Source organism: Methylobacterium sp. GXS13 (assembly GCF_001455965.1).
Taxonomy (GTDB): domain Bacteria; phylum Pseudomonadota; class Alphaproteobacteria; order Rhizobiales; family Beijerinckiaceae; genus Methylobacterium.
The window spans coordinates 1-10,207 of record NZ_LKKO01000092.1 but is presented as its reverse complement, the minus strand read 5'-3'; the positions used below and the strand labels follow the sequence as shown (position 1 = coordinate 10,207).

The following is a 10,207-nucleotide window of genomic DNA, read 5'->3' as shown; positions in this document are numbered from 1 at the left end:
GTTCCCACGCGTTACTCACCCGTCCGCCGCTGACACCCGAAGGTGCCCGCTCGACTTGCATGTGTTAAGCCTGCCGCCAGCGTTCGCTCTGAGCCAGGATCAAACTCTCACGTTGAAGAGATTGATCAAAGCTGATCACTACATCTTGACAGAGGCTCACATTCGTCCGGGCGTTTCCACCCGAACAGTGTGAGCTTCCAAAAAGCGTATGACAGCTCGCATCCTCTTGATGACCCGGCTTGCACCGGATCCGCAAGGACAAGCGCCGTCCACGCTTCTCTTTCTCGTATTCACTTGTCAAAGAGCGGAACCGACCGTGGTCAGCGCCTTGAAGAGACCAGTAAACTACCGGATTGTCCCGGTCAAGTGCTACTGAGATCTTCAGAAAGTCCGTCCCGCCGGCTCGCCTTTGCTTGGGCACCGCGTCGGGAGGCGCCGTATAGGACGCCCTGCATTCTGCTGTCAACAGCCCTTTTGCCGGCATCGCACCGAGAGCGGACCCGCTGGCCCCGGTGAACCCGATACCGTCGCCAGAACGCCGCGATGGCGAACCGCCGCTTCGTGAGGCGAGGCGCGGCAGGTTCACGGCGTTCCGAGGGGGGACACCCACCCGCTTGGCGCATGGTCTGTGCTCGACAGAGGTGATGGCTGACCTTCTGTTTCGCAAGGGCGGGCCGAGCGCTTCGCCGCCCCGGATGCGGGTTCGGCCCTGCGAGTCTTCACTGCGTCAGACGCGGCACCGGCGCCCTCCCCGGCGGACGCAACGCGAAGGCCGCTCGCGTCGTTGGTCGTCGAGGATGAGGGAGCCCATGGCCACGATCGCAATTCTGATCGGCACGCAGGCGGGAGCCCGGCTGCTGGCCGCCAATTCCGAGCGGGAGGCGGCCCTGTCGGCCGAAGCCTTCCTCTTGCGCTTGCCCAGGCGCGCGCTGCCGGCGCCGCTCTGGGTCCAGTGCGCCGACCCGGCGGTCACCGGTCGCCTGACCGGCTATCTCAGCGACCTGCAGTCCGAGCGGGTGCGCGAGCGCGACGCCCGGGTCTGACCCGGGCCGCCGCCGGATTTCCTTGTCCCACGCCATGTTCTAACCCCAGGGCATGAGCGACACACGCGATTCAAGTCGGCCCGAGACTCCGGCGGCCGACGAACTGGCCTCCCTGCGCAGGCTCCTGCGCCTGATGGCCGACCTGCGCGATCCCGACCGCGGCTGTGCCTGGGATGTCCGGCAGACCTTCGCGACCATCGTGCCCTACACGATCGAGGAGGCCTACGAGGTCGCCGATGCGGTGGCGCGAGGGGACCGGGCCGATCTGCGTGACGAGCTGGGCGATCTGCTGCTCCAGGTGGTGTTCCACGCTCGCATGGCCGAAGAGGAGGGCGCCTTCGCCTTCGACGACGTCGCCAAGGCGATCGGCGAGAAGTTGGTCCGCCGCCATCCGCACGTGTTCGCCCCGGACGGGACCCCCCTCCCCGCGGGCTCGACCCTGCGCGACCCGGCCCAGGTCGAGGCGCAATGGGCGGCGATCAAGGCGCAGGAGCGGGCGGAACGGGATCCCGGTGCCACCGTCCCGGATCCCCTGAGCGGCGTCGCCCGGGCCCTTCCGGCTCTGGCCCGGGCGGAAAAGATCTCGCGGCGGGCGGCCGCCTACGGGTTCGACTGGGGCAACGCCGCCCAGGTGATCGACAAGGTCCGGGAGGAGACCGACGAGGTCGCCGAGGCACTGGACGCCGGCGATGCGCAGGCTCTGTCCGAGGAGATCGGCGATCTGCTGTTCTCGGTGGCCAATCTCGCCCGGCATGCCGGGATCGATCCCGAGACCGCCCTGCGCGACGGCATCGCCAAGTTCGAGCGCCGCTTCGCCGCCATGGCGGAGCATCTGAAGGCTGCGGGCGGGGAACTCGGGCGCTCGGATCTCGCCGCCCTGGAGGCCGCCTGGCAGGCGGCGAAGCGGGACGAGAAGGCGCGCTAGCGCGCGCCGCCGGAGTGGAGGCCGGTTCGGGGCACGCGAGCGCAGCAACCAAGGATCCCGGTTCGCTCCTGACGGAGCGGGGCGCGGCCTTCGCCCGCATGACGGCTCGGGCTCGAGGGCTCGACAGGCGGCGGCCGGCGCTTATCCTTGGGCCATGCGCATCCTCCTGCCCGCCCTCGCCGTCCTCGCCGTGACCATCGCCCTCCCCCGGGCCGTCCAAGCCGAGACAATCGTCAAGGAACGGTTCGGCTGCCACACCCAGGAGGTCACCGACCGCCTGTTCAAGCTGGTCATGGCCGGGGACGAGTCGGGCTTCGGGCAGCTCCTGAAGGGCAGCCTCGCCAGCGGCGAGTGCCGGTACTGGAAGCCCGGCGAAGACGTCCGGCTCGAGACGCGGACGATGACCTATGGCTGCCTCGCCCTGACGACCGGGCAGGATCGCTGCTACTGGACGCCGCTCAGCGCGATCGAGAAGGCGAATTGATAGCCCGGGGTTCCGCGCCCCGGACCCCGACAAGGGGCTGAGCCCGTTGAGATTTCGGATCTCCAAGGCGGCGGCGGAGCGGGCTCCCCTCCGCCGCCGCGGCGCTTAGGCCGCCTTCTTTGGGGCCTTGCCCTTCGGGATCTCGGCGTCGTCGTCGGGCGTGCCCTCAGTGTTGATCGTCTCGGCGATCTTGGAGAGCAGTGCGTCGGCCTTTTTCTCCTCCTGCAGGGTCTCGTCGAGGAGCTTGGCGGCCTCGTCGTGGCCGAGCTGGCGCGCCCAGGTCTTCAAGGTGCCGTAGCGGGCGATCTCGTAATGCTCGACCGCCTGGGCGCAGGCGGCGAGAACCGCGTCGGCGGCGGGGCTGTCGGCGAAATCCTCCAGATCCTCCTCCATCTCGGAGGTGATGCCCTGCATCGCCTCGCAGGTCTTGGCGCGGGCGGGCTTACCGATGATCTCGAACACCTGGGTCAGGCGCTCGACCTGCTGGGCGCTCTCCTCGGCATGGGTCTCGAAGGCTTGGCGCAGCTCCGGATGCTCGGCCGCCTTGGCGGACTTCTTGAGTGCCTTCACGGATTGCTTCTCGGCGTAATAGACGTCCTTCAGGGTCTCGTAGAAGGCGTCGTGCAGCGTCTTCGGCTTGGCCATGGGGCGGTCTGTCTCCGGTGCGGGCCGCATTCGAGAATGCAACTTCCGGACGGGGAACGCCGGTCAGGCCCAACGGGTCCTGGCGATATCTTCGCCCTGTGGAGGAACCTTTCCGGCCGCCGCGGCCGCTCAGTCGACCTTCCGGCCCGGGCCGGGTTTCCGGGTGGTCTTTCTCGGTGAGGCCGGGGACGCTGACGCTCCCACCGGCTTTGGGCACAGGCGATCGAGGACGGCCTCGATGGCGCGCTCGACCTCGGCGCGCTCCGGCAGCGTGTCGGCGATCGGCGTCGTTCGGCCGGCGGCGCGGCGCTTCGTCATGCACGTGGCTCGTATCGGGGCCGGGCGACGCGATGTTCCAGCGCGTGCGGCGGCCGCACCACAGTCTATCCGTGGTGATCTCAGGATCAAAGCCTGCCGTGAGCCTGCGATTCCGGGATCCTGTGATCACGGTTTCTCGGTGGTTGCTGGATGGCGCGGCTGCGGGGCCGTCCGGGTTCGCGCGAATGACGGATCGCCGGCGCGATCGACCGGTTGGCGGATCAGCGGCGGTGGCCGAACGGCCAGTCGATCAGGCCGCCGGCCCAGAGCGCCGACCAGACAAAGACCGGCTGAAACGCCAGCCGCGGCCCGTGGTACCACCACGAATCCGGGATGCCGTCGACATGGATATGGTCGAAGGCGTGCTTCAGGTTGGCCGGATAGACGCAGACCGCATAGAGGGCGAGCCCGATCGCCGCCGCACGATGAAACGAGCGGGTCAGGAGGCCGATCGCGCCGGCGATCTCGCATAGGCCGGTGGCCAGGATCACGAGGCGCGGTTGCGGCACCCAGTCCGGCATCAGCGGCAGCATCGCGTCGGCGGCCACCAAGTGGACGATCCCGATGCCGGCATAGACCAGGGCCAGCGCGTAGCGCAGCCGCCGGCGCCAGATCTCGGCTGTCGGCTCAGACATCAGACATGCTCCTCCGCGACCCCACAGGCGCGGGCGATTGCGGTTCGGAGCGCCGCCGTGAGCCGGGACACGGCCGAGTGGTCCGTACTGGCAAAGCCGGTCGCCCCGATCGCCGTCACGGGGGCGAGCAGCCGCAGGGAATTCGTGACGAACACCGCCTCGGCGCCGAGAAGCTCGGGCAGGTTCAGCGAGCCCTCTTCCGGGCGCACGCCGCAAGCCCGTGCCAGTTCCAGCACTTCCGCGCGCACGATCCCGGCAAGCACGCCGTCGGCGAGCGGCGGTGTGACAAGCCGGTCGCCGAACAGGGCGAACAGATTGCCGGTGCCTGCGCAGGCGACGCGGCCGCGGGTGTTGCAGAACAGCGATTCATCGAAGCCCGAAGCGGCGGCCTCGCGGGCGGCCAGCACTGCGTCGAGATAGCCCAACGTCTTCAGCCGGGCGGCGGGCGAGGTGTCGTTGCGGGCGATGGGCGTGGGCCACAGCCGCAGGGGCGCGAAGGCCGCGCCCTTGGCGCTCGGCGCCGCGGTGGCGAACAGGGTCGGATGCGGATCCGGCGGCGGCTTCAGCCCGCGCGGGCCGGAGCCCCGGGTGAGGGTGGTGCGGATCGCCAGCCTGTCCGCGTCTCCCCTGCCTTTGTCATTCCCCTGCCCGGCGAGCGCCCGCATGGCTGCGCGGATTCGGTCCGCCTCGGCGGGGATCCCGAGGGTCTCCGCGCCGGCGACGAGCCGGGCGATATGGGCGTCCTCGAAGGCCACCCGGCCGCCAAGCGCCAGCGCCGTGTCGAACAGGCCGTCGCCGAGCGTCAGGCCCCGATCGGTGTGGTCTAGGGGCGCCTGAATCCCCGGGACGATCGCCCCGTCACGCCACAGCATCGTCGTGCCTGTCCTGATGGCCATGCGCGTCGCGCCAGGCACGGGCCAATCCCAAAAAATTGCCGAACAGGGCGTGGCCGCCCTCGGTCAGGACCGATTCCGGGTGGAACTGGATGCCGTAGGTCGGATGCGTCCGGTGCGAGAGCGCCATCACCTCGCCCTCCTGCGAGACCGCATCGACCGAGAGATGCTTGTCCATGTCGGGGCCGGGGGTAACCACCAGCGAGTGGTAGCGACCCACCGGCATCGGCGCCGGCAGCCCGGCAAACAGCCGCTCGCCCCGGTGGTCGATCGGCGTCGCCTGACCGTGCAGAGGGCGCTGCGCCCGCGCGACGGTGCCGCCGAAGGCCGCGCCGATCGCTTGGTGGCCGAGGCAGACGCCGAGGATCGGCACTTGGCCGGAGAGATCCCGGATCGCCGGCAGCGAGATGCCGGCTTCCGCCGGCGTGCAGGGGCCCGGCGACACCACCAGGGCGTCTGGAGCGAGCGCCCGGATGCCGGCGACGTCGAGCGCGTCGCTGCGCACGACCCGGACTGTCTCGCCCAGCTCCTCCAGGTAGCGGACGACGTTGAAGACGAAGGAATCGTAATTATCGAGCACGAGGATCATGCGAAGGCCTCGAACACCCGGGCGGCCTTGGCCAGGGTCTCGTCGTATTCCGGGCCGGGCTCCGACAGCAGGGTCACGCCGCCCCCGGCCTGAAGCACGGCCTGCCGGTCGTCCATGAACACGGTGCGGATCGCGATCGAGGTGTCGAGCGCGCCGTCGAAGCCGATCCGCCCGATGGCGCCGCAATAGAGCTCCCGGGCGTCGCCCTCGATCTCGGTGATGATGTCCATGGCGCGGATTTTTGGGGCGCCGGTGATCGAGCCTCCGGGGAAGGTGCCCTCCAGGAGGTCGAGGGCATCGAGCCCGTCGCGGAGCGTCCCGGTCACCACGGAGACGAGGTGGTGGACGTTGGCGTAGGTCTCCAGCCCGCACAGTGTGGGCACGGCGACGCTGCCCGGCGCGCAGACCCGGGACAGGTCGTTGCGCAGCAGGTCGACGATCATGACGTTCTCGGCCCGCTCCTTGACCGAGGCCAGGAGCGCCTCGGCCGCCGCCCGGTCGGCCGCCGGATCGTCGAGCCGGCGGGCGGTGCCCTTGATCGGGCGGGTCTCGACGTGGCGGCCGTCGAGCCGGATGAAGCGCTCCGGCGAGGACGACGCGACCGTCAGCCCCTCCAGCTCCAGATAGGCTCCGAAGGTCGCCGGGTTGGTGGCGCGCAGGCGCCGGTAGAGCGCGAACGGGTCGAAGCCCGCCGGCAGGTCGGCGCTGAAGCGCTGGGCGATATTGGCCTGGTAGATGTCGCCGGCCCGGATATAGGCACGAACCTTTTCGACCGCATTTTCATAGGTTTGCCGGTCGAAGTTCGAGCGCCACGCGAGGTTTTTTGTGGGTTGGGGCGGGGTCTCCGCCGGTCCGGCTTCCGTGCCGAGCCGGTCGGCGAAGGCGGCGAGCCGTGCCTCGGCCCGCGCCTGCCGGGCCGCCGGCTCGGTCTCAGGGAAGCCGGTGGCGACCAGCTGGCAGGTGCCGACGGCGTGGTCGATCACCAGCACCGTGTCGTAGAGATTGAACGCGCTATCGTCGGTCAGCCCCGCCCGCCGGGAAGGGGCCGCGACCCGCTCCAGCTGCGCGCCAAGATCATACGCGAGGTAGCCGATCGCGCCGCCCGGGAACGGGTTTTCGGGATCGGGCTCGACCCGGTAGGGCGCCAGGCAGGCCCGCAACGCCGCGAACGGCCCGCCCGGGACCGGGCGCCCGTCCAAAGTCGCGCGCCCGTCGCGGAACCGGAAGCGGGCGAACGGGTCGGCGGTCACGATCGAGTGCCGGCCGAGCGCGTCGTGCCGCATGGCGCTGTCGAGGAAGGCGAGATCCGGCAGGGGCCGCAGCCGGGCGGCGGCCGCGACGGGATCGATGAAGGGGATCTCTTGGGTCCAGATCTCTTGGGTCCACATGACCGGGTTCGGGCCGCTGTCCTCTGAGGGCACGCGCCCCGCGCGCTGCCGTTGCACAGGCGATGCCGCGGGGAAAGCGGCAGTTCCGCGCAAGGCCGCGCCCGTCGCGGGCGGTCGGGACCCGTCCCGGGCGTGGGGAAAGGCCGGCAGGACCTGATGTGGGATCTCAGGACCCGCCGGCAAAGCCCTGCAAACAGCCAAGTTTCGATCGTGGTGCCAGCCTCCCGCCTCGGGCCGGGCACCCCTGCGGCGGCCGGTCTCGCGCGGGCGCGTTAGAACCGCTATAGGGACGCCATCCCGAACGCCCATCCGCGCGCGCCGTGCGACCCGATCCACCGGCTGCACGCGAGGGTGGCGTCCGACCCGTCTCCCGAATGCGATCATGACCGCAACCGCCACGCCCGCTCCTCGGGACGCCAGTCCCGGGGCCGCCCCGAAAATCTCGTTCGTGTCGCTGGGCTGCCCCAAGGCGCTGGTCGATTCCGAGCGGATCCTCACGCATCTGCGCGCGGAGGGCTACGAGCTGGCCCGCCGCCACGACGGCGCCGATGTGGTGATCGTCAACACCTGCGGGTTCCTGGATTCCGCCAAGGCGGAATCGCTCTCGGCGATCGGCGAGGCCATGGCCGAGAACGGCCGGGTCATCGTCACCGGCTGCATGGGCGCCCAGCCCGAGGAGATCCGCGAAAAGTATCCGGACCTGCTCGCAGTCACCGGGCCGCAGGCCTACGAATCCGTGGTGGCGGCGGTCCACGAGGCGGTGCCCGCCGCCCACGACCCGTTCCTCGATCTGGTCCCGCCGCAGGGGATCAAGCTCACCCCGCGCCACTACGCCTACCTGAAGATCTCGGAAGGGTGCAGCAACCGCTGCAGCTTCTGCATCATCCCGAGCTTGCGCGGGAACCTCGTCAGCCGCCCGGCCGGCGACGTGCTACGCGAGGCCGAGAAGCTCGTCAAAGCCGGCGTGAAGGAGCTGCTGGTCGTCTCGCAGGATACCAGCGCCTACGGCGTCGATGTCCGCTACAGTGAGAGCCCGTGGCGCGACCGGAGCGTGCGGGCGAAGTTCTACGACCTCACCAAGGAGCTCGGCGAGCTCGGGGCCTGGGTGCGGCTGCACTACGTCTACCCCTACCCGCACGTGGATGAGGTCATCCCGCTGATGGCCGAGGGCAAGGTGCTTCCCTATCTCGACATGCCGCTCCAGCACGCCAGCCCCTCCGTGCTCAAGCGCATGCGCCGGCCGGGCAACCAGGAGCGCCAGCTCGACCGGATCCGCAGCTGGCGGCAGACCTGCCCGGACCTCGCGATCCGCTCGACCTTCATCGTCGGCTTCCCGGGCGAGACCGAGGCCGAGTTCGATGAGCTGCTGGCCTGGCTGCAGGAGGCCAAGCTCGATCGCGTCGGCTGCTTCGAATACGAGCCGGTGGCTGGCGCCACCGCCAACGCGCTGGGCGACCTCGTGCCGCCGGAGCTGAAGGCCGAGCGCAAGCGCCGGTTCATGGAGACGCAGAACGCGATCTCGCTCCGGCTCCAGCGGGCCAAGGTCGGCAAGCGGCTGGCCATGATCGTCGATTCCGTCGAGGGCGGGATCGCCAAGGGCCGGTCGAAGGCCGACGCCCCGGAGATCGACGGCAATGTCCACGCCGCCTTCCGGCGCCCGGTGCGGCCCGGCGACATCGTCACCGTCAAGATCGACCGGGCCGACGCCTACGACCTCTACGGCAGCGTGACCTGATTTTTTTGGACTTCGCCCGATCCCCTGTGCGCTGCGTTACCGGATCGGTTGACCCGGGCAGCCGGTCCTGATTCTTTGGAACATATCAGGAACTTCAGCTGAGCCCCCGAGGCGGCGATGGATCCGGAGGTTGCCCTCCGAAAAATCATCCATATCGACATGGACGCGTTCTACGCCTCCGTGGAGGAGCGGGATGAACCGTCCTTGCGCGGGCTGCCGCTGGCTGTCGGCGGCTCGCGCGAGCGCGGCGTGGTGATGGCCGCGAGCTACGCGGCGCGGAAGTTCGGCGTCCGCTCGGCCATGCCGTCGGCCACCGCCCGGCGGCTCTGCCCGGACCTGCTGTTCGTGAAGCCGCGCTTCGAGGTCTACCGGGCCGTCTCGGAGGAGATCCGGGCCGTGTTCGCCCGGCACACGCCGGTGATCGAGCCGGTCGCCCTGGACGAGGCCTATCTCGACGTCACCAAGAATCTCCTGGGCCTTCCGACGGCGACCGCGGTCGCCAAGGCGATCCGGGCCGAGATCTTGGAGCGCACCGGCCTCGTCGCCTCGGCCGGGGTCTCGTACAACAAATTCCTGGCCAAGGTCGCCTCCGACTACCGCAAGCCCGACGCGCTGTTCGTCATCACCCCGTCCATGGGGCTGGATTTCGTCGCCGCCCTGCCGATCGGCCGGTTCCACGGGGTCGGGCCGGTGACCGAGGCGAAGATGAAGCGGCTCGGCATCGAGACCGGGGCGGATCTCCGCGCCTGGGATCTCGACCGCCTGCGCGAGGCCTTCGGGTCGGCGGGCGCCTATTACCACGCGGTCGCCCGGGGGCTCGACCAGAGGCCGGTGCGCGCCCACCGGGTGCGCAAGTCGATCGGGGCGGAGACCACCTTCTCGGAGGATAGTGCCGCCTTCGACGTCCTCGCGGCGCGGCTCGCGCCCCTGTTCGACAAGGTCTGGGGCGGGGCCGAGGCCAAGGGGATGCGCGCCCGAACCGTGACCCTGAAGCTCAAGTTCTCGGATTTCGCCCAGGTCACCCGGGCGAAGTCGCTCGCCGCCCCGGTGGCCGACCGGAGCGCCCTGGAGCGGATCGGCCTGGAGCTGCTCTCCGGGCTGTTTCCCCTCCGGCGCAGCGCCCGGCTGATCGGGATCGCGCTCTCGGGCTTCGAGCAGGGGGAGAAGGACGCGCCGCTGCAGCTCGGGCTCGGGCTCTGATCCGGTGCGGCGGGCGGCCGGGTGCGACGCCGCACGTCGGCTGCGACCCATCAACCACAGGTGGGAGCCATCCGGTGCGGCCGGGATTGCCGCACATCGCACGAACCGAGAGCCCCCCATGTCGAAGAACACGTCGCTGGCCGTGGCCGCCGCCCTGCTGGTGAGCCTCCCCGTAGGCGCCGCCCACGCCGACAGCGACGCCTCGTTCGGCGCCGCCAACGCGGCGCTGCTGCGGGGCTACACTGCGAGCCCGCCGCAGCTCTACCTGTCCTCGGGCGGCCCCGGCGCCGGCTTCCTCACCGGCGGGATCGCCGCGCCGCAGCGGCCGCGCGCGCCGTCTGGCGCGAGCTGA

12 protein-coding genes and 1 rRNA gene are annotated in these 10,207 nt (G+C 70.2%); 6 read left to right on the top strand and 7 right to left on the bottom strand.

The window, feature by feature from the left end; all coding sequences use genetic code 11:
• Window positions 1-115, bottom strand: a 16S ribosomal RNA gene (locus tag AO398_RS26255); the annotation flags it as partial.
• A gap of 694 nt (window positions 116-809) precedes the next feature.
• On the opposite strand from AO398_RS26255, the gene AO398_RS26250 reads away from it, so the two are divergent.
• The 3 genes from AO398_RS26250 to AO398_RS26240 all read left to right on the top strand — a co-directional run bounded on the left by AO398_RS26250 (window position 810) and on the right by AO398_RS26240 (window position 2,452).
• Complete coding sequence (locus tag AO398_RS26250; RefSeq protein WP_058195131.1) at window positions 810-1,043, top strand: hypothetical protein; 234 nt, start codon at window positions 810-812, stop codon at window positions 1,041-1,043.
• 52 nt (window positions 1,044-1,095) lie between these two features.
• Window positions 1,096-1,968: a nucleoside triphosphate pyrophosphohydrolase gene (gene mazG / locus AO398_RS26245; protein WP_058195130.1), complete on the top strand. Its 873-nt coding sequence runs from the start codon at window positions 1,096-1,098 to the stop codon at window positions 1,966-1,968.
• A gap of 154 nt (window positions 1,969-2,122) precedes the next feature.
• Window positions 2,123-2,452: a hypothetical protein gene (locus tag AO398_RS26240; protein WP_058195128.1), complete on the top strand. Its 330-nt coding sequence runs from the start codon at window positions 2,123-2,125 to the stop codon at window positions 2,450-2,452.
• A gap of 105 nt (window positions 2,453-2,557) precedes the next feature.
• Here AO398_RS26240 and AO398_RS26235 read toward each other — a convergent pair whose 3' ends face one another.
• The 6 genes from AO398_RS26235 to pabB all read right to left on the bottom strand — a co-directional run bounded on the left by AO398_RS26235 (window position 2,558) and on the right by pabB (window position 6,920).
• Window positions 2,558-3,097, bottom strand: a complete 540-nt coding sequence (locus tag AO398_RS26235; RefSeq protein ID WP_058195126.1) for a ferritin-like domain-containing protein — start codon at window positions 3,095-3,097, stop codon at window positions 2,558-2,560.
• A 129-nt stretch (window positions 3,098-3,226) separates the two neighbouring features.
• On the bottom strand, window positions 3,227-3,415 hold the full coding sequence (locus AO398_RS26230) for a hypothetical protein (RefSeq protein WP_058195124.1): 189 nt from the start codon (window positions 3,413-3,415) through the stop codon (window positions 3,227-3,229).
• A 221-nt stretch (window positions 3,416-3,636) separates the two neighbouring features.
• Complete coding sequence (locus AO398_RS26225) at window positions 3,637-4,050, bottom strand: DoxX family protein (RefSeq protein WP_058195122.1); 414 nt, start codon at window positions 4,048-4,050, stop codon at window positions 3,637-3,639.
• Window positions 4,050-4,922: an aminotransferase class IV gene (locus AO398_RS26220; protein WP_058195120.1), complete on the bottom strand. Its 873-nt coding sequence runs from the start codon at window positions 4,920-4,922 to the stop codon at window positions 4,050-4,052. Before AO398_RS26220 ends, AO398_RS26225 begins: the two co-directional genes overlap by 1 nt.
• On the bottom strand, window positions 4,909-5,532 hold the full coding sequence (locus AO398_RS26215; RefSeq protein WP_058195118.1) for an aminodeoxychorismate/anthranilate synthase component II: 624 nt from the start codon (window positions 5,530-5,532) through the stop codon (window positions 4,909-4,911). The genes AO398_RS26220 and AO398_RS26215 overlap by 14 nt, the downstream gene beginning before the upstream one ends.
• A complete protein-coding gene (gene pabB, locus AO398_RS26210) occupies window positions 5,529-6,920 on the bottom strand; it encodes an aminodeoxychorismate synthase component I (protein WP_058195116.1) in 1,392 nt (463 codons plus the stop codon). The genes AO398_RS26215 and pabB overlap by 4 nt, the downstream gene beginning before the upstream one ends.
• Before the next feature lie 382 nt (window positions 6,921-7,302).
• On the opposite strand from pabB, the gene rimO reads away from it, so the two are divergent.
• The 3 genes from rimO to AO398_RS26195 all read left to right on the top strand — a co-directional run bounded on the left by rimO (window position 7,303) and on the right by AO398_RS26195 (window position 10,207).
• On the top strand, window positions 7,303-8,655 hold the full coding sequence (rimO, locus tag AO398_RS26205; protein WP_058195115.1) for a 30S ribosomal protein S12 methylthiotransferase RimO: 1,353 nt from the start codon (window positions 7,303-7,305) through the stop codon (window positions 8,653-8,655).
• A gap of 117 nt (window positions 8,656-8,772) precedes the next feature.
• Window positions 8,773-9,855 (top strand): DNA polymerase IV, encoded by a 1,083-nt coding sequence (gene dinB / locus AO398_RS26200; RefSeq protein ID WP_058195112.1) that lies wholly within the window; start codon window positions 8,773-8,775, stop codon window positions 9,853-9,855.
• Between the two features lie 118 nt (window positions 9,856-9,973).
• Entirely contained in the window at window positions 9,974-10,207 is a 234-nt protein-coding gene (locus AO398_RS26195) for a hypothetical protein (protein WP_058195110.1), read from the top strand.